The 23,269-nt window shown below is 55.5% G+C and carries 22 protein-coding genes; 5 read left to right on the top strand and 17 right to left on the bottom strand.

What is annotated here, in order from left to right:
• Positions 1–4 precede the first annotated feature (4 nt).
• Complete coding sequence (locus AVI_RS27470; protein WP_015918524.1) at positions 5–1,096, top strand: branched-chain amino acid ABC transporter permease; 1,092 nt, start codon at positions 5–7, stop codon at positions 1,094–1,096.
• Positions 1,097–1,120: 24 nt separating this feature from the next.
• Here AVI_RS27470 and AVI_RS27465 read toward each other — a convergent pair whose 3' ends face one another.
• From AVI_RS27465 to AVI_RS27445, 5 genes are all read right to left on the bottom strand, one after another.
• Positions 1,121–1,669, bottom strand: coding sequence for a carboxymuconolactone decarboxylase family protein (locus AVI_RS27465; RefSeq protein WP_015918523.1), 549 nt, complete (start codon positions 1,667–1,669; stop codon positions 1,121–1,123).
• Between the two features lie 18 nt (positions 1,670–1,687).
• Positions 1,688–2,461: an IclR family transcriptional regulator gene (locus AVI_RS27460; protein ID WP_015918522.1), complete on the bottom strand. Its 774-nt coding sequence runs from the start codon at positions 2,459–2,461 to the stop codon at positions 1,688–1,690.
• Positions 2,462–2,616: 155 nt separating this feature from the next.
• Positions 2,617–3,552: a fumarylacetoacetate hydrolase family protein gene (locus AVI_RS27455; protein WP_015918521.1), complete on the bottom strand. Its 936-nt coding sequence runs from the start codon at positions 3,550–3,552 to the stop codon at positions 2,617–2,619.
• A 144-nt stretch (positions 3,553–3,696) separates the two neighbouring features.
• On the bottom strand, positions 3,697–4,230 hold the full coding sequence (locus tag AVI_RS27450) for a VOC family protein (protein WP_015918520.1): 534 nt from the start codon (positions 4,228–4,230) through the stop codon (positions 3,697–3,699).
• A 95-nt stretch (positions 4,231–4,325) separates the two neighbouring features.
• The gene (locus tag AVI_RS27445) at positions 4,326–4,727 is read right to left on the bottom strand and encodes a GlcG/HbpS family heme-binding protein (RefSeq protein ID WP_174083697.1); all 402 of its coding nucleotides are present in this window, start codon (positions 4,725–4,727) and stop codon (positions 4,326–4,328) included.
• A 296-nt stretch (positions 4,728–5,023) separates the two neighbouring features.
• Between AVI_RS27445 and AVI_RS27440 the strand changes: the two genes are divergently transcribed.
• On the top strand, positions 5,024–6,505 hold the full coding sequence (locus tag AVI_RS27440; RefSeq protein WP_015918518.1) for an MmgE/PrpD family protein: 1,482 nt from the start codon (positions 5,024–5,026) through the stop codon (positions 6,503–6,505).
• Complete coding sequence (gene mhpA / locus AVI_RS27435) at positions 6,489–8,000, top strand: bifunctional 3-(3-hydroxy-phenyl)propionate/3-hydroxycinnamic acid hydroxylase MhpA (protein WP_015918517.1); 1,512 nt, start codon at positions 6,489–6,491, stop codon at positions 7,998–8,000. Before AVI_RS27440 ends, mhpA begins: the two co-directional genes overlap by 17 nt.
• Positions 8,001–8,248: 248 nt before the next feature.
• Here mhpA and AVI_RS27430 read toward each other — a convergent pair whose 3' ends face one another.
• From AVI_RS27430 to AVI_RS27405, 6 genes are all read right to left on the bottom strand, one after another.
• Positions 8,249–9,103, bottom strand: a complete 855-nt coding sequence (locus AVI_RS27430; RefSeq protein ID WP_015918516.1) for a fumarylacetoacetate hydrolase family protein — start codon at positions 9,101–9,103, stop codon at positions 8,249–8,251.
• Positions 9,104–9,162: 59 nt separating this feature from the next.
• Positions 9,163–9,723, bottom strand: a complete 561-nt coding sequence (locus tag AVI_RS27425; protein ID WP_015918515.1) for a carboxymuconolactone decarboxylase family protein — start codon at positions 9,721–9,723, stop codon at positions 9,163–9,165.
• 4 nt (positions 9,724–9,727) lie between these two features.
• Positions 9,728–10,573: an SDR family NAD(P)-dependent oxidoreductase gene (locus tag AVI_RS27420; RefSeq protein WP_015918514.1), complete on the bottom strand. Its 846-nt coding sequence runs from the start codon at positions 10,571–10,573 to the stop codon at positions 9,728–9,730.
• Between the two features lie 85 nt (positions 10,574–10,658).
• Positions 10,659–11,363, bottom strand: a complete 705-nt coding sequence (locus tag AVI_RS27415; RefSeq protein WP_015918513.1) for a dienelactone hydrolase family protein — start codon at positions 11,361–11,363, stop codon at positions 10,659–10,661.
• A gap of 1 nt (position 11,364) precedes the next feature.
• Positions 11,365–12,120, bottom strand: a complete 756-nt coding sequence (locus AVI_RS27410; RefSeq protein ID WP_197522877.1) for a carboxymuconolactone decarboxylase family protein — start codon at positions 12,118–12,120, stop codon at positions 11,365–11,367.
• A gap of 17 nt (positions 12,121–12,137) precedes the next feature.
• Positions 12,138–13,304, bottom strand: coding sequence for an acyl-CoA dehydrogenase family protein (locus tag AVI_RS27405; protein ID WP_197522878.1), 1,167 nt, complete (start codon positions 13,302–13,304; stop codon positions 12,138–12,140).
• Positions 13,305–13,699: 395 nt separating this feature from the next.
• On the opposite strand from AVI_RS27405, the gene AVI_RS27400 reads away from it, so the two are divergent.
• Entirely contained in the window at positions 13,700–14,869 is a 1,170-nt protein-coding gene (locus AVI_RS27400) for an MFS transporter (protein ID WP_041699803.1), read from the top strand.
• Positions 14,870–15,288: 419 nt separating this feature from the next.
• Here AVI_RS27400 and AVI_RS27395 read toward each other — a convergent pair whose 3' ends face one another.
• The 5 genes from AVI_RS27395 to AVI_RS27375 are packed head-to-tail and all read right to left on the bottom strand — an operon-like array spanning position 15,289 to position 19,603.
• On the bottom strand, positions 15,289–15,780 hold the full coding sequence (locus AVI_RS27395; protein ID WP_197436525.1) for an SRPBCC family protein: 492 nt from the start codon (positions 15,778–15,780) through the stop codon (positions 15,289–15,291).
• 50 nt (positions 15,781–15,830) lie between these two features.
• Positions 15,831–17,216: a 3-oxoacid CoA-transferase gene (locus AVI_RS27390; RefSeq protein WP_015918508.1), complete on the bottom strand. Its 1,386-nt coding sequence runs from the start codon at positions 17,214–17,216 to the stop codon at positions 15,831–15,833.
• A 41-nt stretch (positions 17,217–17,257) separates the two neighbouring features.
• Positions 17,258–17,680: a Zn-ribbon domain-containing OB-fold protein gene (locus AVI_RS27385; protein WP_041699801.1), complete on the bottom strand. Its 423-nt coding sequence runs from the start codon at positions 17,678–17,680 to the stop codon at positions 17,258–17,260.
• Positions 17,680–18,831, bottom strand: a complete 1,152-nt coding sequence (locus AVI_RS27380) for a thiolase domain-containing protein (protein ID WP_015918507.1) — start codon at positions 18,829–18,831, stop codon at positions 17,680–17,682. Before AVI_RS27380 ends, AVI_RS27385 begins: the two co-directional genes overlap by 1 nt.
• Before the next feature lie 16 nt (positions 18,832–18,847).
• The gene (locus AVI_RS27375; RefSeq protein ID WP_015918506.1) at positions 18,848–19,603 is read right to left on the bottom strand and encodes a maleate cis-trans isomerase family protein; all 756 of its coding nucleotides are present in this window, start codon (positions 19,601–19,603) and stop codon (positions 18,848–18,850) included.
• Between the two features lie 220 nt (positions 19,604–19,823).
• Here AVI_RS27375 and AVI_RS27370 point away from each other — a divergent pair, with 220 nt between their 5' ends.
• Complete coding sequence (locus AVI_RS27370; RefSeq protein WP_015918505.1) at positions 19,824–20,681, top strand: helix-turn-helix domain-containing protein; 858 nt, start codon at positions 19,824–19,826, stop codon at positions 20,679–20,681.
• A 228-nt stretch (positions 20,682–20,909) separates the two neighbouring features.
• Here AVI_RS27370 and AVI_RS27365 read toward each other — a convergent pair whose 3' ends face one another.
• The gene (locus tag AVI_RS27365) at positions 20,910–22,814 is read right to left on the bottom strand and encodes a TonB-dependent receptor (protein ID WP_139192478.1); all 1,905 of its coding nucleotides are present in this window, start codon (positions 22,812–22,814) and stop codon (positions 20,910–20,912) included.
• Between the last annotated feature and the right edge of the window lie 455 nt (positions 22,815–23,269).

Genomic DNA, 23,269 nt, shown 5'->3' with positions numbered 1-23,269 from the left:
GCAGATGACATCCACCAACATCGTCCCAACCCAAGAGAATCCACCAACCGGCTGGCGCATTCAAACACGAACACGGCTATCTTCAGCCTTTACGATAGGACTCATACTGGTCTTTGCAGTGCTGGCCTTCGCTCCGTTTTTCGTGTCGCGTGGCACAGTGCAAAATCTGTTTTACATCCTGACGATGCTGACATTGGCACAGAGCTGGAACCTGCTTGCCGGATATGCCGGATTGATTTCGGTCGGCCAACAACTGTTTGTCGGTTGTGGGGCCTATGCGCTTTTTGCAATGGTCATTCTGCTTGGCGTCAATCCGCTGATTGCCATTCCGCTGGCGGGCGTCTTTGCCACGATCGTGGCACTGCCCACCGCCCTCTTCACCTTCCGTCTCCACGGCTCCTATTTCGCCATCGGCACCTGGGTGATTGCAGAAGTCGGGCGGCTGGTGTTTGCCCAATGGAAAACGCTGGGCGGCGGCACCGGGGCGTCGCTGCCACGCGAGGCGACCCGCGAGATGTTTGGCGTTTCCACCATCAGCGCATTGTTCGGCATGAAACCGGCTGTTGCGCTGGATTCACTGGCCTATTGGCTCGCATTGTTGTTGACGGGTTTCACCATCGTTTTCGTCTATCGGCTGTTGCGCAGCAAGCAAGGACTGGGCCTTGCTGCTGTGCGCGACAATGAAACAGCGGCAACGGCACTCGGCGTGGATGCCCTTCGTCTGAAATTGACGATTTATCTTCTCACAGCAGCCCTGACCGGCATGACTGGCGCACTGATCTATCTTCAGAAAGCCCGAATTTCACCCGATGCCGCCTTTTCACTCACAGATTGGACAGCCTATGTACTGTTTATCGTCGTGGTGGGTGGAATCGGCACCATCGAAGGGCCCATCGTTGGCGTGATCATTTTGTTTTTCCTGCAAAATCTTCTGTCAGATTTTGGCTCATGGTATCTGTTATTGCTGGGCGCACTGGCAATTTTAACAATGCTGTTTGCACCACGCGGTATCTGGGGCCTGTTCTCAGAGCGCACCGGCATTGAGTTTTTCCCGGTTCGACGGCTGTTGCGCGGTAGAACGAAAAACAAAAACTGACCTCACCGACAAGCAGTGCAAGGATCAGCTCACCCCCAAATCCCCAGAGCCCTCTTCTACCCCGATCTCAAAGGCATTGAGGGTCATAGCAACAAACGTGTAGTAGCCAACCACACCCACGAGTTCTGCTAGGCCCGCTTGCCCCAGAACAGTCACAGCCTCGTCATGAAGCGGGCTTGGGATGAAGCGGGTCTCCAATAATGTCTTTGTATAACAATAGACGATGCGGGCTTTGTTGCTTGGAAAGGCGGGACTGGTGCGTGTTCGGATTGCCTCAATGACATGCGGCTCTATGCCCGCTTTCAACGCTTCCCGCTTATGCGCATCCCACTCGAAAACGGCGCCCCAGTCGCGCGCAACCACAAGAATCGCAAGTTCGGACAGATCAGCACCAAGCTCTGTGTTATAGCGCACGAATTCGCCGAGGCGTTGCGCCCTTGCGCCCAATTCGGGGCTGTGGATCCACGCCCTGAGCGGTGCTGGAATGTGACCGCGTCGGCCAGATTTAGCTTCCTCGGCCACATTTTTCTGTGCCGGTGACATGTCTTCCAATTGTAGATCGGTCAAACGCATGCGCGTATTTCCTGAGTGTCACGAGAGCAGGAGGGCTTTCGCCTGAACTTCACGGTTGCCGCGCATCGATGTTTCGATCTGCCGGGCCGCATTCATCGCCATATCGACCAGCAGTGCTTTTTCCATAAGATCAAAGCGCGAGCGCGTTGTTAAAATCACCAGGGCCGCCGGGTCGAGTGCGTCACCGACAGGGATCGGAATCGCGACACCAGCAGCATTCGGGTCAAGCTCACCAATCGAGACAACATGGCCGTCATTTCGATATTTCAGCATCTGCTTGCGAAAATCTGCCCATGTGGCTCCAAGCCCCGCCTCGGCTATTTCCGCTCCATAACGATCATAGAGCTTCTTGAGCTGCGAAGCTGTCATCGACGCCAGCAGGACCTTGGATCCGCCGCCGCGAAACAGCGGCATCGGCCGTCCTCGACCGAATGCGATTTGACCTGTTTCGTGCGCCAACTCCTGGTGAACCGCCATTATCTTCGTACCATACATGCTGGCCAGCAGCACATCGCAGCCCGATTCCTGCGCCACCCGCACCATAACTGGCCGACATGCGATCAACAGCGGGTCGCATTGGCGGATATAGTAATCGAGTTCAATCACGCGCGGACCAAGAGAATAGCCACCCTCTGCGCGGCGCAACAAACCAGCGTCGCAGAGTTCCTTGACATAGCGATAGCCGGTGGGACGCGAATGCCCGCAATATTGGATGATCTCGTCAGCTGACCAAATCGGCTTATCAACCGAAAACAGATCAAGGATCAGGAGCATTTTCGTTAGGCTTGACATGCAGGCTCGCGTGTAGAGTTGTTTGCGCCGATCCGTGAGGGTCATCGCACCGTTGCGACGCACCTATCCCACGCAGAGAGACTCGACCAAAAAAATGCACGCTAATCACCGAAGGGAAGGTGTGCAAGGTGCCCCACCTCCCTCCCCTGATCAAATCATGGGCTGACGGGCGCGTGTTTGCCTGTCAGTTGAACGGCTGGGCCCTTCACGCCTTTGGCCATAAGCTCAACACGTGTGTCGCGTGGCCAGGTTCTCTTCAGGTCATCGCGCACATTGATCGCAAGCCGGCCAAGACCTTCGATTTCCAACTCTACGCTATCTCCATCCTGAAGTGCATTGAGACCCCGGTGATTTGTGCCTGTGGCCACAACATCGCCCGGCTCCAAAACCTGGATATGGCTTAGCCACTCAATGCAACGCGGGATCTTGTGCGCCATGTCATCGGTGTTGAAATCCTGCTTGAGCGTGCCATTGACCCAAAGGCGAACCTGCAAGGATTGCGGATCCGGGATTTCATCGGCGGTGACTATCCAGGGACCAATCGGGGCAAACGTGTCACGCGATTTCATCTGAAAATAATTGTTCTTTTCAGGGAGGGTGCCACGCGCCGAACCATCGATGAAATTCACGTAACCGAAAACATAGTCGCGCCAGTTTTCAGCAGAAACCTGATGCGCACGCTTGCCGATCACCAAGGCCATCTCAGCTTCCCCTTCAAAGGTCCTTGCGGGAATGTCAGGCAGGACCATGGTTCCGCCCGGCCCAATGACAGCCGTTGGTGCCTTGTGGAACGCATTGATGGCGGGCGGCTCCGCAAGTGTTCCGTCCTCCATGTAGTTCACGGCCATGCAGACGATATTGCTGGGCTTCGGCAGAGGCGCTCGCAGCGCAACCGATGCCAAGCTGATCGGCTCACCAGCGTCTGCAGCGGCTTCCAACGCGCTGCGAAACTCATCAAACCGCTCGATCAATCCTTGCATGAGGTCGTGTGGCCCCACATGCGCAATTGTCTCGACTGCGGACGAAACGTCGATGATGACGTCACCTCGCACGACGCCAAGTTTGTAGGAATCGAAAAATGCAAGTTTCATGAAGATGATCTCTAAGCTAGAGTTTATCGAGGATAAAATGGAACCCGGCTTCCTAGACTCTGTCCGGCTCAATCTGAGCCGGACAGAATCCAGTGCCTCGTCAACGCGCGCACGATTGCCGATCCGGCACTTTGCGCCGAAGCGTTACTGGGTTTCCAAGATCTTCTGCTTCAGCTTTTCGTTGAAACGATCGCGCCATTCGTGCAACGGCTGGAAGTCTTCATGCGCACGATTGGTTGCCTCGGATATGCGATAAATCTCATCGGCCGGAAGGGTGAAATCGACCGGATCGGCGCAAGGCTGTTTGACATACCATTCCGTGTCGGTGAAATATTCCAGCCGGTTGCCCTCAGGATCAGGGAAATAGATTGACCAGGCAATGCCGTGGCTCACGCAGCGCATCTCCTTAGTGCCAGCATCAACAAGACGACGATGGACTTCACGCACTTCTTCAAGCGTGTCCAACTTGAACGAAAGCTGCTGCACCTGCGGGGTGTCAGCTGTCCGGCCAGCAAATAGCGCAACCTGGTGATGTTCCTCGATGTTGCGGCTCAAGAAGCACATTCTGCCCGGCACTTCATCTGTGACGATAAACCCGAGCACATTGATGTAATATTCACGCATGAGCGCGAGATCGTGAACGAAAAGCCCGACATGGCTGATGGAAACCTGTTGCATTCCTACCTCCCTGAAACTCATTTTTGATAACAGAACGATATTCCCAATATCGAATACCATATCAATCTCACAAATTGAGATTGACGTCAATATCGTTATAGCGCCTTCGCCGGCAAAATCGCAGAGATGGTCTCGGCGTTCGATAAAAGCGCGTCCAAGGCAGCCTGGGCAATGCTTTCATCCTGATGGGACTGAACCCCAGACACACCGATTCCGCCCAAGCACCATTTTTCAACCATGATCGGCAGCCCGCCCTGAATCGGCAATCCGTATGAAAGTTTGAGAAAAACGGGTCTTTCTGCGATTCTTTCCTCCATATCCTTTGATTTTCGCCGGGAAATTGCCGCCATTTTCGCTTTTCCAATGGCGATTTCGCTGGTGGCAGAGCCGGTGCCATCCATTCGTTCAAGACGAAGAAGAGCGCCGCCTTCGTCAACAATGGCAATCGTGACACTCCAACTGTTTGCTTCGGCACATCTGCGGGCTGCCTCGCACATCAGAATTATGTCGATCTCATTCAGGTGTGGCCTCATATGCATGTGTCGTTTTCTCCTTAGGAATGAAAGTCTCTCGAAAAATCAGATAAATCTCACAATATTAGATTAATTGACATTTTCAAAGAGGCATGCAAAACCTTTTAGCGTCGCTGACACGTCGCGATCTCACTCTGGGGGGAGTCCATGTTTTTCCGCCGTCATAAAATCAATCTGGCCTCAATGCCGGACGCAGCAGCATCCGTAAGCAGATGGCAGCCAAGCCAAACTCTTCAAGAACACGCAAAGGGAACCGATCGATGACCACGTTGATTGACGACGTTTCCAAACGGATCGCTTCAGGAGCACCCTTTCGGCAAGATCCCCTTGTTTCGCAGGGCCTGTCTATCCACGTCCTCGACACTATCGGTGCATGGATTGCGGGGCGTGCGACACGAGAAGGCCATCGTCTTTCACGGCTCAGAGATGAGAAATCCCAATCATTGGCACCACTGACGCGCTCAACATTGGACACGATTGCACTGAGGGTCGCCACCGCACGGCTGAGCGAGGTGGACGATGTGCATATGCCCTCATGCACAACGCCGGGCGCGATTGTGGTTATGACGGCTTTGTCTTTGATGGCCGATCTGGCGGATCGTGCCGACACCATTCTGTTTATCGATGCACTCCACGCGGGATATGAGATCATGACCCGCCTTGGCGACGCGGTGTCCGGTCCTGATATCTTACACAAGGGCATCTGGCCCACCTATCTGCTCGCACCGGTCACAACAGCCGCAGTCACCGCAAAGCTTTTGGGCTTGGATTGGGAAAGAACATCGCATGCACTGGCCATTGCGCTTTCCACGTCGAGTGGAAGGCCGGGAGGCAGCGTGAGTGGCGGGGTGGTTGGCGGCGCGGGAACCTCTGCGCGTTGGTTGCTCGCGGGCCTTGCCGCAAGAACGGGCTGCATCGCCGCCCTCAGTGCCTCGAAAGGCTTCAATGGCGATAGAAGCTTCATGGATGGAGAGTGGCCCGCCCGAAGCCACGGCGTAACATTGGAGAAAGATATTCTCCTGAATGTCTTTGAAGGTCAGGCGGCCGTCCTGGGCACCAGTATCAAACCTTATTGCGCAGCCAAGCACGCCATAGCCGCCATCGACGGCTTTCAAATGCTTCTGAAACAGGGGGTTCCGCTTGACACTGTGAGCAAGGTCGTTGTGAAAGCCCCACCCGTGCATGCTGGCATGATCGGCCACCATGATGTCAGTTTGAGCCGCCTTTCTCGCATTACCAGTTGCAGCTACAATCTCGCTCTGGCGGCATTTTGGCCGGATAAATTGCTCGACATCGAGCGAACCGATGCCGTGGCTGACCCAGCGGTGGTGGAGTTTGCAAAAAAGGTGGAGGTTGTTGCCGATCCTGAACTGGCGCACCAATGCCCTCAGAATTACCCCGCGAGCATCGATCTTTTCATCAATGAGAGGATTATTGCTTCAATTGCCATATCGGACGCCCTCGGCGACCCCGCCAAACCCTTCGATCTTGATTTGGCACGAGGAAAATTTCGCCGTCTCGCGCGCGGTATCATCCGTGAAAGCCTGGCGATGCACATTGAGCAATGCTGTCTGGACTTGAACAATCCAACGGCTGGGCCGGAACTGGCGGCGATCATGACGGAGATAGACAATTCACTGACACCCAAAACGGTGGCAGACCATGACAGGGAAGACATGCAAAACGCCGGAATCATATCGGCCGCAGAACTGGAGAGGAGAGATTATGGTAGGGTCAGTTGATGTCGTCATTGTGGGGTTGGGTCCAACAGGTGCCACCTTGGCAAACCTGCTGTGCAGCATGGACCTGACGGTATGCATCGTTGAGGCCGATGAAACGATGTTTACGCTGCCGCGCGCGACCCATTTTGATGGGGAGGTGATGCGGGTGTTTCAAACACTCGGGCTTGCAGACAAGATCAAGCCCGACACACACGTCAATCCCGGCATGACCTTTATCAACGCACAGCACGAAGTCATCCTGCACTGGCCGCGTCCCGCCGAAATGGGGCCGCAGAACTGGCATGGAAGTTATCGCTTTCACCAACCCGCACTGGAAACGGTGTTGCGGGAGGGCCTCAATCGCTTCCCGCAAGCAAAGGTATTATCCGGCTGTGAAGTCGTTTCACTGGAACAGGGCGAAGACGGCGTTGTCGCACAATACCGCACGCGCAAGACTGGTGAAACCGCATCAATCAAAGGCCGTTACCTTGTTGGATGTGACGGCGGACGATCGCCTGTTCGTGGCATGATCTCGAGCCAGCTTGAGGATCTCGGAAGCCATGAACGTTGGATCGTGGTCGATCTGCTGATGAACCGGGATGTTGACGGCCTGACGGACGGTACGGTTCAATTTTGCAACCCGGTGCGCCCCACGACCTTCATGCGTTGCGTCAAGAACCGACGCCGGTGGGAGTTTATGGTGATGCCCGGGGATGATCTTGAACAGCTTCTGACACCTGAGGGTATTTGGGGGCTCCTTTCTCCCTGGCTGACGCCCGATGATGGCGAGATCGAGCGTGCGGTGACCTATTTCTTCCACGCTGTCATGGCCAAGCCATGGCGGGTGGATCGCGTGCTTCTTGCCGGAGATGCCGCGCACCAGACACCACCTTTCCTTGGTCAGGGGCTTTGTGCTGGCATCAGGGACAGTTCCAACCTCGCCTGGAAGCTCGCCAGCGTGATCAAAGGCACCGCATCGGAGGAGCTCCTCGATACGTATGAACAGGAACGAGCACCACACGTTCGCAAATATATCGAGAATGCCATTCAGATCGGCAGCATCATTCAGACAGTTGACCCTGAACTGGCGCGAGAGAGAGATGAGAATCTGGCCAAGGGTGGACGGTTTATCACCTCAATCAACGCGCAACTTGGTGAGGGATTGCACGGATCAGAACCGCTCCCGGCAGGCATGATTTCGCGGCAACCGATCCTCACGTCCGGTCGCCCGCTAGATGACGTAGTCGGCAATGCTTTCGTGGTTCTTGGGGCGCAGGATGTGCTGGACAAGGTATCGCAAGACACGCGCAGGCGATGGCATGACGTCGGCTTGGTCTGCCTTGCTGATGAGGGCGGAGACTATTTGGCTGAGATTGGCGCGATGGCCATTATCATTCGGCCCGACCGTTACATTTTGGGGATCGCCAATAGCCCGCAAGACCTTGACCGTATCTCAGAATTGCTTCCCACTTTGGGTCAGCAGACAGACATGATTGGGATGGCGGCGCAAAGGTAAAATTTCCATCGGCAGCCTTCTTGAGGCCGTTCAGCGTCACCGATCTGGATGCTAAATGGCCTCAATTTCATTGGATCTGGCTTTACATATGGATCGGATCAAATGGAAAATATGCAACGACTATAAAGCATTATAGCGTTGGCACTCTCGATGGTGCACAACGCTATAATAGAAAACAGATAAGCCTTGCTCAGGAGGCATCGAACACGGCCATAAAGCCGTATCCGATCATTGTCCTCATAGGATTTTTATAGCTGCTCTGCCTTGATCGAATTACGCAAGATGCCAATTTCGGAGATCTCAACTTCAACAATGTCTCCATCCTTAAGGAACAGTTGCGGGTTGCGGCGAACGCCGACGCCACCGGGCGTTCCCGTAACGATCACATCGCCCGCTTCCAACGGGGTAAAGATCGAGCAATACTCGATAATTTCCGGAATAGAGAAAATCATCTGGCTGGCGTCCGCACTTTGGACTTCTTGTCCGTTGACGCGGGTCTTGAGATGCAGCGGCGCGTTGTCAGGAATTTCGCCGCGCGTTGACATCCAGGGGCCAAAACCACCCGTTTGATACCAGTTCTTGCCCGGCGTCCATTGCCCGGTGTGCCCCTGCCATTCGCGAATACTGCCGTCATTATAAGGCGCATAGCCGGCAATATGGCTCCAAGAATCGGCTTGCGAGATCCGGCGGCCGGGTTTGCCGATGATGATTGCGATCTCCCCTTCATAGTCAAATGTATGGGACTCGGGCGGAGCCACCAAAGGCTGCATGTGGCCAATCTGGCTGGCTGGGAACCGCGCAAAAACCATCGGCTTCTTGCTGGGGTCTCTGCCAATTTCAGAGCGGTGCGCCTCATAATTCACGCCAATACAGATGATTTTCGGCGGGTTGGGGATGACCGGAAGAAACGTAATATCCGTTAACGCATAGTCCGGCTTTACCCCGACACATGCAGCTTCAACTTCACGGAGGGCATCTGCTTCAAGGACCGCCAGAAGATCTGCATAGCGCCCTTCAAACTTGCGCCCAAGATCGATAACGCCGTCATCAATGACAGCGCCGAAGCTTTTACGGTTCTGGATTTCAAAACTCAGTAGTTTCATGTCTTAAGCACTCCTGTTTGTACCGGTTCTGGGATTGAGCATTCACCGTTGACCGGCAATCAAAGTCTTCCCGTCCCGGGGAGTGGAAACTCCTGCAGGAACGGGATATATTCTGGCTCCAGATCAATCTCGATGGCCGCCATGACGCGAACGAGACCGATATATTCGCCGATGGTGACCAGCAGATCCACAAGGTGCTCGCTGCTGAGGGCTTGCGCGAGTTGATCGAAACGCTCCCCGGAGAGCGTGATGTGATCTGTGAGCTCTCTTGTTGCCGCCAGCACGACCCGCGCCAGCGGCTCCAGATGGGTCTCGCCACCTTCGCTCTCCACGCCGATCGCCCGGATATCATCCCGGCTCACCCCAAAGGACAGCGCCACATCGATGTGATGCGCCCATTCATAGGCAGAGCGGGTGCTGTAGCCGACTTGCAAGATTGCCAGTTCGCGCAGGCGTGGGTTCAACCCGCTTTGATGGCGGAAATACATTCCCCTTGCTGCAACAAGATTCGCCAGAACAGGACTATGCGCAACCGCCCGCGTAATATTCGACGTCATGCGCGGGATGTTGCGATGCTCGGGCTGGAGATCCTCCATTCGCAAATATTTTATGCGTCCCATCGCCTTATGCCCCCAAGCTTCGTTTTGCCTCGCCCAGTGCCTCTCCAACAATCGAAGCTGGATCATAACCGGCCGATGCGAATGCGATGAGGTCTGGCTGATAATTGGACTGCGAGCAGATCAGGAAGGCATCCCGCTCAAGGCCTTCAATCAAGACCTTTGCAGCATGTTCTGCCGGCACACGCACAGTGCGTCGCGTCGGAACACCGATGGAAAATTCTTCTGGTGCAGGCATTCCCGGCGGTGGGCTCGGCGGGACACCGCCCGGCATCTCGGCGGTTGCCGTAATACCGGGGCAGAAAACCGAGATACCGACACCGGTTCCGCTTAGGGCATGCGCATAGGCATAGCTCAGGGAAAGCTGGGCGCCCTTTGAGGTGATATAGGGGCCCATGAAGCGGATCGGTGGATCCGGAAGCAGCGCCAATGCAGACGAGGTGTTGACGATGTGGCCCGCGTTGCGCTCCAGCATTCCCGGCAAAAAAGCCTTGATGGTGCGAAGATAGCCCAGCACATTGACATCAAATGCGGCTTGAAACTGATCGAGACCAACATTCAAGATAGAGCCGGTGACTGGAGGCTTAGCGGCATTGTTGATGAGGATATCGACCACACCGCAGCTGCTTTCGACCTGTCGCTGCAAGTCAGCGACCTCCTGATCGTTGGCGAGATTACAGCGGAAGGCCACCGCCTTGCCACCGGGCACCGACTTGGCCGCTTCTTTCGCGCCGTCCTCGTTGATATCCACGATAACCACCCGGGCACCCAACTGGCCAAGGCTTCGTGCAGTTGCGCGACCAATACCGGTCGCGGCACCCGTTATGAGTACCAATTTGCCGTCGAATTTCATCCGTTGCATCCTATGTTGCAGCTATAGCCTATTGTTTTTGTTTGTCTTTTCAGGGAGATCGGAGTCCGCTTTTCCTTGACAAACTCTAGGCAGCCGGTGTTCCACCCAGAAGGGAAATGAAAGCGCCCCATGAGCAGGCGTCAGCCTTGGCGTCATAGCCAAAGCCGGGGCCAGCCTCATGAATATCTGGATCGGTGAACCCGTGACCAACACCCCCGAAGAGGCACAGTTGGTAGTCGACACCTGCGGTGCTCATGTCCTGCTGGAAGCCGTGTATTTGGCTCATCGGCGAAAAAGGGTCGGCATCACCGACACAAACCATCAGGGAGGTCTTGATGCCTGCCGCACCTCGATCGCTCGTCAGTGCGCCATGAAAGACGGTTGCGCTTTTGACAGGAACACCCGACCGGGCCAGTTCCAACCCGCACCAGCCACCGAAACAATAGCCAGCGACAGCGATAGCCCCGACATCCAACCGGGCGGCGTCAGAGAGGGCTTTCAACCCGGCTTCGATACGCGCGAGCAACAGACCGGGCTGCGCTTTCAATGCGCCCACCAAGGCTCGTGCCTGCGCAGGCTCTTTCACCAATTGCCCTGCCCCGTATAAATCCGCAGCGAAGGCGTGATAGCCAAGGCTCGCCAGCATGTCGGCGCGTCTGCGCATATGGGGGCCAAGCCCCGGCGCTTCATGCAGCAACAGAACGCCGGTTTTGGCGGCGCTGTCTCCCGCCGCATAATATCCGATACATTCTGTATCTCCGGCGTGATAACGCCGCTCAACACCTCGCATCTCAAACACCTCCCCGTGTTAAGCTATTGATGATTGGCAGGCCAAAAACCATGGCGTGAATGCCCATGCTCGATATCTGTTTGCACACATCGAGCACTTCCCGTGCACTTGCTCCATGCTCCAAGGCTGCCCGCACATGCTGACGCACACCGACCGGATTGAGTTGTGTGACCTGCGCATGAACCGCAAGCGCAATCAGATGCGCCTCCTTCATCGACAGTGTCGCATCTGGACCCCGCATCGGGGCGGCCGCGAAATTGAGCCAGCATTGATAGAACTTCGGATCAAGCTTTATTCCGGCCTGAACTTCTTCCAAGACGGCCCCGAAAACGGCAAGATGCTCCTTGCGCACCATCGTCGCAGACGGCTCATCGACAACAATCTCACCGGGCGCGAACTCGGCAATTGCTTCAGCGGCGAGCAGATAAGAGTGAATGCCCATCGCGCTAACCGTTGCGACTACGGAAAGAAGCTCTGACGGGCTAGCCCCCAAATCCAGTGCCTGCCGGGCGTGGTTTTTAAACCCCTTTTCGAACATATGTGTGGGCGAACAATTCGTTGCCACATAGATCAATTCGCGCAGTTTTGGCGATATCGACCCTTGCTCGTCGGAATAGACGGAGAAATCGAGATAGGCCGCAACATAGGCTGGTGAGTAGGAAAGCATCGCCTCCCAGTCATCATGCCAGTGACCACGCCGACGTTTAAACTCCGCACGGATCCAGTCTGGATCGAGCGACGACCCTGCTGATGTCAAGATGGTCTCCATAGCAGTCAGAACGGGCTGAGCGGGGCAAGCCCGAAGTGAAGGCGTGCAGCGTTGACGGCCGTGCGCGACCGTTGCTGAACAAAATGGGTTTTCTGCACGGCCGCGTCTCGATAGATACGGGCGAGCATGGATTGCTTGGCCCCGGTGCTCGTGCCCGCCGTGGTGAAGATGATTTCCAACCCGTCCCATGCAAGGCGGCAGGCCTCCTGGGCGGCAGCAAAGAGCCGTCTGTCGGTCTCTTCGGTAAAACCCTCGCCAGTTTCCTGGTGCAGGCTGCACGCTTCCAGATAGCGTTCCGTCACCTTCAAAAGCAGCGCTTCGGCGGAATCGATCTTGGTTTGGGCATCGCCATAATATTGCTGGAACTCATGGCTCTCGTACAAGCGCTGCTTTGATGAGAAACGCATCGGCTTGTTGCGCAAGATGTCTTCGAAAATATCCAGCGCACCCTTCACAGCGCCGACGACAACCGCACCCAGCTCAATGACAAAATAGGATGCTTTACGGCCGTTATACATTGGGTTTGCATGTACAGCCGCGCCGCGCTCACCCCGCCACATAACGATGGGAGCGGTGCGGTATTCCGGCACAAACACATCCTTGACGACCAGCCGACGAGAGCCGGTGCCCTGCATCCCAATCATGTCCCAGTTATTGACGATTTCATAATCAGAACGGTCAACCAGCATCAATCGGGGCGTCATGCTGCCGTCGGCTTCCGGCGTCAGACCACTGACCATCGCGTGGGTGGAGACATCGCAACCCGATGCATAGTCCCACCCGCCGCTGACACGAAATCCGCCCTTTTCAAGCGTTACCGGAACCGGCGAACCAACCGAGGGACAACGATAATCACCGTCATCGCCATAGGCTTCGATCTGCGCACGTTCGCTAAAGTCGGCAAGCATGATGGGATGGCCGGACACAAGCGCCAGAACCCAGCCGCTCGAAGGGCAGCCGCGGGCGATTTCCATCATCACCTTCATGTAAGTGGTCAGGTCAAATTCATAGCCACCGAAGCGACGTGGCTGGACAACACGATAGAATCCAGCCCGCATGAACTCCTGATGGGTAACCTCCAGCAAGCGCCCACCGGCCTCGGCATCCGCCTGGCGCGCTCTGAGTGTGCCGATCATGCCCGTAGCTCGCGCGATCATCTCATCTGGCTGCAAGTTCGGCTCCGGCGGCTCCAATCCAACAGTTTCGAACTTTCGCTCAACATTTACCATTAACGCACCTCACCCTCCGCATGAGCCCTCGCAATTGGGACGAGTACTCTCCTGAGGATGATTTGAAACCCGCCATTGGCAATCGACAACAAGGGTCAAGGCCATGTCCGGTATGTGTACACGGATACATCTGCCGGACGCCTGCGTCAGCCAAGATGTAGGGTGTTGCTGAAGGCTTTAGTGTTCGAGTCACGCAGTTAAATGGTTAATTGCGCCCGTCTCCGATATTCGGAACGTTCTCGATATCAAGAGGTCGCCCAATGAGGCTGTTTCCATTTCATTCTCCACATCCTCGGTATGGCCGAGCCATCCTGGCCGCATGCTCGCTTATCCTATGCATGAACGCCGCGTTTCCCATCTACGGCGCAAGCGTGATCAACACATCCATGGTCACATCATTGGGCTGGGATCGCAGCCTCCTCGGGCTGCTCGTGTCCGTCAACATGGCCGTTACCGGCATTACAGCGCCGCTCGTCGGATCCGCAGTCAATCGCTTTGGTTCGCGCCTCGTGCTGATCGCAGGCAGCCTGTTACTGCTGCTTGGAGCGAGCGCAATGGCTTTCTGGGTTGAAAAGCCCTGGCAGGTCGTCGTTGCATTTGGCATCCTCATGGGATTGGCCATGAGTGCTGGTGGTTTCGTTGCCAATCAGGCTTGTGTCGCAGCCTGGTTTGATAAAAAGCGGGCTCGGGCCTTTGCGGTTCTCTATGCCACTATGGGCGTTGGCGGTTTTGTTGCTGCACCGCTGATCAGTCGGTCCATTGCCCTTAGCGATTGGCGTGCCGGATGGCTCGTCTTCATCGGTGCCGGAGCCTTGGCTTTGTTTCTGGCAATCTTCGTTGTGCGCGATACGCCACCGGGCGCAAGCGATGCCAATGTCGCGAAATTCGCACAATTCGATGCTTCAGGAGACCAGAAGGGATCGGTCTATAAATCGCCGGCACTGTGGCTGGTGATCACATGCATTGTCACGGCTGGTGCCGGATGTTCATTCTATATCGCCCATGGCCTGGCGCTTCTGCATGATTCCAGCTTTGCTCCGACGGATGCTGCAGCATCACTATCGCTGATGGCCGCCTCGACCTTGCTGGGCAACTTCGCCGTTGGAGCCTTCAGTGAGCGTTTGGGAACCCGCAATATTCTCGCGGCTGGCCTTCTTGTCTTTTCTTTGGGTATATTGACACTCGGTTACGCTCATAATTCAATCATGCTCTATGCCTATGCCGTCTTGTTGGGCGCGGGCTATGGTGCGGTGCAGGTAAGCTCAATGGCCCTGCTGAGCGAAACCTTTGATTCACGGCATTTTGCTGCGGTCTCCGGCTTTGCCATTTCAATGATGACGATCGCAAGCGCTGTTGCGCCAATCGTCGTCGGACAGTTGTTCGATCACACCCATACCTATATGCCAAGTGTCCTGACCATTGCCGCGCTGAATGGTATTGCCGCAGTGCTGATGGCAACCAATCGTCGGGCTTTTTTGTCCGGCACCCCCCAGGTACACGCCACCTAAATGGTTGAGGGGCGGCGCCCGCGCCCGCCCGGCCTTACAGGCGTGGTTACGGACCCGCAACGGGATCAGATCGCAATGAAACAACAGGAGAAGGTCGACGGTGGCGAAAGCCAGGTCGGCCTTCTCCTGTTTGGGCAGGTCGCTTCCACGGAACCCTATTCTGCTGAGGGCCGAGACAACCCGTGCTAATCAAACTGGTTGAAGCCTCGACGCCGCAACCGTGCTTGATACCCCATCCGACCTTCATGGGTTTGCCGCTTGCTCCGAGCATTTCGAGGAGCTGAATGAACAGCTGCGTCACTCTTTGATGTTTGTCATGAACCGTCAAAACCCTATCGCTGCATGTCATCCACAAAGAAAAACCGCCGCTCTTGCGAGCGGCGGTTCAAATGACCCGGTATTGAAATCCTGTTCAGATCTCAGGCTTCTTCAAACTTGTCCTTCAGCCCCTGCAAGGCACCGGAGATGTCGCTGCCAATTCCTTTTTCTGCCATTTCCTGGATCGCACTCGGCACGTCAACAGCAATGCTATACTCAACTTTAGAGCCCGCACCTGACTCACCCACAACGAATGTCGCCAGAAAACCTTCGAGCTTCGGCGCACCTGGAGGAAGATCCTGGTTCGGAACCATTTCGTAAGCCAGTGTGCGCTTTTCATTGTCCAGCACAGCAATGCGATCAAGGATGGTGTTGCCGCGCTTCATCTTGACAATGCGCTCACCCTTGGCTGGCCCCGGAGCCGTGGATTCAATATGGGGCTGCCAAGCATGAAAATTGTAAAAATCGCTGATGAACGTCCAGACCTCTGCTGCGGGTGCCTTCAATTCGACTGACTGAGATAGTTTCATTGTCTTCTCCCTTGTTATTTCCGTCCCGGAACGAAACGGAAGATTAAAAAAAATCGTCCCCACCTTTGTTCACGCCACTGCCTGATCCCGACCCAATGGCGACATCAGGCCGCTCACATCACCTCGAGTGATTGCGCAAACGTGATGTCGATCGGGGTTAGCGCACGAATTTCATCTGGCGTGAATCCTTCAGCAATCGCGGTAACCTCGAAGCTATTTCCCTGACGCACCAGCAGCGCCAGGTCAGTTACCACCGTATCGACACACGCAAGCGCGGTGAGCGGATAGGAACATTTACGCACAAACTTTGGCTTACCCTTGCCATCGCAATGCTCCATGAGAACGATAACCTTGCTCCCGGACGACGCGAGATCCATAGCGCCGCCAATGCCCCCACCGGACTGGCCCGGTACGGCCCAATTGGCCAGATCACCCTTTTCACTGACCTGATAGGCCCCCAAAAGGATCGCCGACAGCTTTCCTGATCGCGCAATTTCGAAGGAGGCTACGCTGTCAAACACGGCACCACCGGGTCGCATTTTGATGAAGTTTCCTGCCGCATCGAAAAAATCGACGTCGAATTGGGCAGGATCCTGCAGCAGATCGTAACCGAGAGCCCCATTCTCCGCGTGAAGAAAGATGGATTTGTCCTGTGTGTGCGCAGCGACCAGCGTGGGCAGGCCTGAGCCAAGATTGACATAGGCACCTTCAGGCAAGAGTGCAGCAGCACGCTTTGCCATATTCGTCCGGGTTAAGGCTGGTTTGCCGAAATATTCCCGCCCACTCTCTGGCGCACGGCGGCCCATCCGGCCCGCAGGGGCCGGATATTTGGCGACCGTCTGCACGACGCGCGAAACAAAAATCCCCGGCAAGCCGACGCGTTCGGGCGAGATTTCGCCAGCTTCAACAATGTGCTCCACCTCAACGATGGTCAATTTCGCCGCCCTGGCAAAGCTGGCATGAAAATGCGCACTGCTGCCGCGAAATTCGACATTGCCGAAACGGTCAGCGCGGTATCCACGGATCAGCGCAACATCAACGGGCAGAGCATGTTCGAGAACATAATCCCGCTCGCCAAAGCGCCGTACTTCCTTGCCCTCCTGGAGAGGAGTTCCGACAGTGACGGGGCTATAGAAAGCAGGCAAACCGGCACCCGCCGCCCGCAGTCTCTCCACGAGAATGCCCTGTGGCACCATTTCAAGTGCAATCTCGCCTGCCGCAATCTTTTCCTCTTCCGGCGAAGGCATGCCCGGGCGGACGGAGAAAGACAGAACAAGCCTGCTTACCTGACCGTTCTGCACCAGGATCTGCGGGCGAAAATCGCCTCCCGCCCCCAGAGAATTCGCGATGATGGCGAGATTCTTGGCCCCTTGTGCCTGCAACGCCAACACCAGGCTGTTGGGATAGGAATGGCCAACGCCAAAGCCAGCAATTGCAATCGATGCGCCGTCCTTGATATCCGCAACAGCGTCACTGGTACTTTCGAAGACCTTGTTCAATGCCTCCTCCTTCCACTACATCTAAAATTGAATTCGGCAAATCAGGCCGGTGTGAATCGTGGGAGAGCCGTGGCGTCGCTGCTATTGTGAAACACGACCTTTACCCGCTGACCTATGCGCAGCGTTTCCCGGCTATAGTCGACGAGGTTACTGAGCATGCGCACGCCCTCATCAAGGTCGATCAGCGCAAGAATGTAGCCCGGCGTCTCACGATAGGCACCCTCACCTTTCATGACCTCCGTGAAGCTATAGATTTCGCCGAAGCCGGACGCTTCACGCCAGTCAAGCTCAAAGCTACCGCACGCGGTGCAGAATGCTTTTGGATACCAAACCGGCTTCGCACAGTGCGTACAGAACGGCAGCAGCAACTTGCCTTTCCGGGCATTCGTCCAGAACGGTTCTGTTTCCGGGAAAACCACCGGCACAGGAATGGGAAGCGCTTGCACTTCTTGACGGTCTTCCATTATGCGTCCTCCTGACCCAACACCAGCGTAACGCTGGCGTGCCGCGACATGCCGCCGCCGGTTCCGTGCGCCAGTGCTATGGTGCAGTTTTTGACCTGTGTATTTGGATTGGCTTCGCCCCGCAGCTGGCGCACCGCTTCGATGGTTCGCACCATACCGCCTTGGTAGCCCGGATGGTTGTTGCAGAGGCCGCCGCCATCCGTGTTGATCGGGAGCAGACCATCAAGCCCCAGCGCGCCGCTGGCAACAAATGCGCCACCCTCACCTTTCCCGCAAAAGCCGAGATCCTCCAAAGTCATGATGACGGTGATGGTGAAGGAGTCGTAAATCGAGGCATACCGAACGTCTCGAGGGCTGACGCCCGCCTCAGTGAATGCACGGGGTCCTGAAAGCGCCGCTGCCGTGCTGGCAAAATCGCTTGGGCCATCTCCACCATGCCGGATCGCTTCGGCATGACCCAAAAGCTTGACACTCTGGCGCTTCAAGCTTCGCGCGATTTCAGGAGCAACAAGAACAAGAGCGCCGCCGCCATCGGTAACAACGCAGCAATCGAGCCGATGAAGGGGATCGGCAATGATTGGCGAATTCATAACATCGTCGATTGAAACGAGCTTGCGCAACAGCGCATTTGGATTGTGTTGCGCATAGGCCGCCGCCGCAACTTTAACGGCGGCGAGCTGTTCTGCCGTTGTACCGTATTCATGCATATGCCGACGCGCAGCCAGCGCATAAATGGCCGCATTGGTTTCGCCATAGACCGTCTCGAAGGGAAATTCCGGTGTATCCGCAGTATGCTTGGCACCGCGAATGACACCCCGCACCTTGGCCCCTTGCGTGATGAGGGCGACCTTGCACTTTCCTGCGGCAATGGCAGCAGCGGCATGGCCGACATGCGCCATATAGGAGGAGCCGCCGGTAAAGGTGGAATCGATGTAGCTCAATCTCAGGCCGAGATATTCGGCCATGGAAATGCCGCCGAACCCCAATTGGCCATTGCTGAAATAACCATCCACGTCTTTGATGGACAGGCCCGCGTCGCTAAGTGCGCCCATCGCACATTCTGCATGGATTTGCTGCACTGAATGGTCAGGCAGATTACGGCCCGGATGCTCGTAGGCCCCAACAATAAAGGCCTTGCCACGGATACTCATGTCATTTCCCCAATGTTTACGCGGGCAAGTGTTTGGTGAACAAACGACCAAAGGCCTCGGGGCTATCGTTCAGCCCAGCATTGCGCAGGCACCACCAGAACATTGCCTGATTGCTGGTCAGCACCGGCACACCAAGATCACGCTCAAGCGTGGCGACGATATCGATGACGCGGATGGCCGTGCAGCTGAGGAAGTAAACGTCGGCACCGCAACCCGCATGGTCCAACGCCCAACGATACCATTGACCCGGCTCCACCGATGACATCGCCTTGCCTTCGTCAAGGTCGCGCCCCACAGCGCGGACCACTTCAAAGCCGTGATGCTCAAGGAATGCTGTTTCGCGCTCGACGACGGATGAAATATAGGGGGTGATCAGCGCGATGCGCTTCGCGCCGAGAGCTTTGAGACCCGCAATCACACCATCTGCGGTGCTGGTCGCCGGCCGCGCAGCAATCTTTTCGATCCGTTGGCGCAGCATATTTCCCATTTCCACGTCGAACGTAGATACGGCCGTGCAGTTGAAGACAATGCGATCGACGCCAGCGTCGCACAGCAACGGAACAGCACCTTCGATTTGCCCCGTCATTCCCAAGAGTTCTTCACGGCTACTGCCTGCGAGCTTGAGCCGGGTCGTGAGGAGTGAAACCCCCTCCGGAAGCATCCGCGTCAGTTCCGGCTCAGCCACCGGGTTGCTCGATGGCAACAGCATGCCCAAACTCAGACGCCAGCCATACCCTTTGCCCCGCCCCGAATTGGTTTCTGCATTTGCCATGTTCGCTCCCTTGATAGGCATGCGCTTGATGGCGCACCAATGGGCGTATTTCTGACCGTGACACGGCCCAGAGCCAACTCCCATGTCGCGCTCGTCCGCCTGGTGTCTGACCCATCCAATCCACAAAAGTTGCCGTTATCGGCACCGTCCGCTCTTGGGCGCAAAGCATATTGACAGACGTTAAAATGAGTGGCCATTTTGATGTGGGAGGAATAACAACATGTCAGAAAACATCAGAGCTTTGTCCCGTGGACTCAATGTGCTTGAGTTTCTCAGCGAGACCGGTGGCGCGACCAGACAGGCCACCGTTGCCCATTTCGGGCTCTCGCGACCCACGATCTATCGTTTACTCGGTACCCTTGAAAAAAGTGGCCTTATCTCGCTTGGTGACGATGGTGTCTATCGACCGACCATTGCCACGCGCGCCCTCAAGGAAGGGCTGACGGATGACGTATGGGCGCTCTGGGCGGCTGAGCCCATTCTGCTCGAGTTACAAAAGGAAGTGGTCTGGACCAGTGAGATCACCACCTTCGATGCTTACAGCTGTACAATGCTCAAGCGTGATACAACCCACTCACTAAACCCCTATCATATCAACCTGCTGGATTTTGATGACAACCACCGATCAATGCTGACAAGTGCATGCGGTCTTGCCTATTTGGCCTTCTGCCCCCAACAACAGCGGGCGCAGATTCTCGAGCATCTCGGACATTTTGGTGATCGGACCCAGTCCGATAGTCAGCGGCCCGATAGTCAGCGGGGTGCCGGTGCCCACACTCGAAATTTGATCAACAAAGTTATTAGCGACGGGTACGCTGTCGAGCAACGAAACTCGTATCCACTGATCGCGGCCATCGCCGTTCCCATTCGTTATGACAATCGTGTGCTTGCATGTCTGAGCATTGTTTGGCTTCCGCGTGCTGTAAAGCTGCAGGATGGCATCACTCAGTTTTTACCGGCTCTCAAACGAGCACAATCTTTCATTGAACAGAAGCTCCTGGACGATGCCTCAATTGAGTATGATACGAATTTTACCGCCAAATATGTCCATCATGGGCAACAGCACGAGCTGATTTAATCGAAATCCTATCCTTTTTTTGATTGACGTTTTTAAAGTTTCGGGCAGCAATCGGGGCAAGACACAAAACCGAAATCGTCGTCCGGCGGTAAACCGGACGACGAAACGCGGTCTCTCCGAATGCGAGCATTAAGCAGCCGGAAGTATACATATATCAGGAGGCTTTAGGCCGCATTCGCTATAGAAGCGTGCACTTTCCTGCGGGTCAAATTGCGCTCTTTATAACCGTCAGAATGTCACTCGAAGCCCGGCATAGAAGGCGCGACCGTCGCCGGGAATGTAACCCAACGAATTTGTCAGGCCCAAACTGGGGATGGAGTTGACTTTTATAAGCGCTGCCATTGCGTTATATTTCGTATCGAAAACATTGGTTATGAGCCCGAAAATTTCAGCATTGTCACTGAGCTTATAGCTCGCATTCAGTGAAAAGAGCGCATAAGGGTCTGACTTTTTGAGCGTATTGTTTTCGTCAAATTGAGCATAGCTTCCAGCAACTCCCGTACCCAAAGCGCCAATTTTCAAACGATCATTGACGGCATAATCGACACTCACGTTCAGTATCTGATTTGGGATATTGGGCATTTCCGAGCCCTTGGGAACAGTGATATTGCCCATGGCATCTGCAGAGGGATTATCCGAACTGAATTCCGTAAATTCCTTTTCGAAGGTTGATTTTTGCAGGATGTAGTCAAGGCCGATTGTCCAGGGACCGGTTTCCAGGGCCGCATTGAAGCGAACGCCCCGGCGCCAGCTGTCGCCTACATTGCTGAACATCGGGCGTGTTTCACGCAATACCAGCCAATAGGTATCCGAGGTCATCTGCGAAAACAGCCGCACATTCCATGAGAGGGTTGCATCGCCGAGTACGGTGTTTTGTCCGCGAAGGCCAGCTTCGAAATTGTTCGAGTGCGTCTGCAAAAGCGGTTCGTCGGCGATCGGGAAGTTGGGAAACGCACAGGTTGATGCGAGATTGCTGCACATCGTCCCAAAAGAAGTAGGAGCCCGGCTTTCGCGGTTGTAGCCAGCATATCCCACCAAATCACTGTTGAACTTGTAGGTGAGGCCGATTGACGGATCGACGCTGTAGTCGGTTTTGTGCATGTTCAGATCATAGTCGTAGGTGACGTTCGTTGCCGAACCGTTGTAGCGATTGAGGTCTGAAACGTTAAATCGCAGCGCACTGCCAACCGTCAGCCGATCCGTCACCGCGAGCTGATCTGCAGCATAAAGCGAGAAATAAAGCGCTCGCAAATCTGCCGAGGTTGTCTGATAAACTCCCTGGTCATTGGTGTAGACATAGTCGCTGGTATATTCACCCAGGCTTCTCGAAACCGTACCAGAGGTCGTGGATCCGTCGAGTGCGGCCCCAATGACGAAATCGTTCGCCCGCCCCAAAAGGGTATCGCTGACTCGTCCCTCGAGTGATGCACCGTAGGTGTAAGCGTCTTCACTGTAATTGGTAAGCGAAGCATAACGATAGGAACTGGAATATAAAGGAAAGCGATCACCGCTCAGCGTCAGGTATGGAGAGCCCATCATGTTGCAAAGTGTCGCTGCGTTGTCGGCGCAGGATTGCGGGGTTTCACCATCTGCCCATTGCTTGGTCCGTGACACGTGACCAATGTAGGTTTTGCCATTCACGTTCCAACCTGAGTCCGTCTCATGCTCGCCGGAAAGCTGTATCTTCCATCGTCTGTCCGTGTCGCCGCTTGGCGCTATGAAGGAACTTGAACGGTCCTTCGCAAGCATTTCGGCCGGTGTCAGGCCGTTGCCGGAGGACTTAAGGTCCTGGCCACTCAAGGAAAGGTGCAGAGCTGACGTCTCATTTCGCCAACCAAGGTCACCATAGAATTCGTACTGTTTACTGTCGGTATTATCACGCCAGCTCGGATCCTGGACTCTGCTACCGGCGAAATAGGTAGAGAAATTGTCTTTGGAATTGCCGGTCTGGACGGTCTCGCGATTGCGCCCGAAGGACCCTCCCATGGTGTAGATCTCAGTCCCGATATGATTGAAGCCGTCCGGAGCCGGGCGCGGTTTGGCCAAGTCCCCAAGGCCGATCAGAATTTGATCCGGTTTCAGCGCTCCAACCATGCCCGGTGGCATCACAAAGATCGGATTGATGTTGCCCACCGCCGGAGGTCCACCAAGCGGGGGACCGAGATTGAACGATTTACGTGGCACGATCATTCCGAAGGGCGGCGGCGGCAATCCATCGGGTCCAGATGCGGCCCCCGGACCGGTGCCCGGCCCCGGCCCTTGACCAGGGCCTGGGCCTGCTCCGGAACCGGGGCCCTGGCCTGGAGCTGCACTTGGACCCACACTTGAACCATTGTCCACCAACGTCAGATCAGGGCAATTCTTGGTGTTGGGATCTTTCGAACGCTTTGTCTGGTCACCGCCGGGACAATCAAGCTTCTGCGCGTCCGTCGTTGGATTTCGGTTTGTCTTTGCTATTTTAACTGCGCCATCCTGTGCGGACGCTCCCGCGCAAACCATCCCCAAAGTGAGGGCACAGCAACTCGCAGCAAGACATAAGCCTGCCTTTGAACACATTCCTTGTCCTCCCCAAGTTATGCATGTCGTTT

Source organism: Allorhizobium ampelinum S4, assembly GCF_000016285.1.
In the GTDB taxonomy this organism is placed as follows: Bacteria; Pseudomonadota; Alphaproteobacteria; order Rhizobiales; family Rhizobiaceae; genus Allorhizobium; species Allorhizobium ampelinum.
The sequence above is the reverse complement of the archived record's forward strand: the minus strand, read 5'-3'. Positions and strand labels throughout refer to the sequence as shown.

Coding starts and splice junctions, on each gene's coding strand:
- AVI_RS27470 (WP_015918524.1), top strand. CDS start 5: ATGACATCCACCAACATCGTCCCAACCCAAGAGAATCCACCAACCGGC.
- AVI_RS27465 (WP_015918523.1), bottom strand. CDS start 1,669: ATGCGTTTGACCGATCTACAATTGGAAGACATGTCACCGGCACAGAAA.
- AVI_RS27460 (WP_015918522.1), bottom strand. CDS start 2,461: ATGTCAAGCCTAACGAAAATGCTCCTGATCCTTGATCTGTTTTCGGTT.
- AVI_RS27455 (WP_015918521.1), bottom strand. CDS start 3,552: ATGAAACTTGCATTTTTCGATTCCTACAAACTTGGCGTCGTGCGAGGT.
- AVI_RS27450 (WP_015918520.1), bottom strand. CDS start 4,230: ATGCAACAGGTTTCCATCAGCCATGTCGGGCTTTTCGTTCACGATCTC.
- AVI_RS27445 (WP_174083697.1), bottom strand. CDS start 4,727: ATGTGCGAGGCAGCCCGCAGATGTGCCGAAGCAAACAGTTGGAGTGTC.
- AVI_RS27440 (WP_015918518.1), top strand. CDS start 5,024: ATGACCACGTTGATTGACGACGTTTCCAAACGGATCGCTTCAGGAGCA.
- mhpA (WP_015918517.1), top strand. CDS start 6,489: ATGGTAGGGTCAGTTGATGTCGTCATTGTGGGGTTGGGTCCAACAGGT.
- AVI_RS27430 (WP_015918516.1), bottom strand. CDS start 9,103: ATGAAACTACTGAGTTTTGAAATCCAGAACCGTAAAAGCTTCGGCGCT.
- AVI_RS27425 (WP_015918515.1), bottom strand. CDS start 9,723: ATGGGACGCATAAAATATTTGCGAATGGAGGATCTCCAGCCCGAGCAT.
- AVI_RS27420 (WP_015918514.1), bottom strand. CDS start 10,573: ATGAAATTCGACGGCAAATTGGTACTCATAACGGGTGCCGCGACCGGT.
- AVI_RS27415 (WP_015918513.1), bottom strand. CDS start 11,363: ATGCGAGGTGTTGAGCGGCGTTATCACGCCGGAGATACAGAATGTATC.
- AVI_RS27400 (WP_041699803.1), top strand. CDS start 13,700: ATGAACGCCGCGTTTCCCATCTACGGCGCAAGCGTGATCAACACATCC.
- AVI_RS27385 (WP_041699801.1), bottom strand. CDS start 17,680: ATGGAAGACCGTCAAGAAGTGCAAGCGCTTCCCATTCCTGTGCCGGTG.
- AVI_RS27380 (WP_015918507.1), bottom strand. CDS start 18,831: ATGAGTATCCGTGGCAAGGCCTTTATTGTTGGGGCCTACGAGCATCCG.
- AVI_RS27375 (WP_015918506.1), bottom strand. CDS start 19,603: ATGGCAAATGCAGAAACCAATTCGGGGCGGGGCAAAGGGTATGGCTGG.
- AVI_RS27370 (WP_015918505.1), top strand. CDS start 19,824: ATGTCAGAAAACATCAGAGCTTTGTCCCGTGGACTCAATGTGCTTGAG.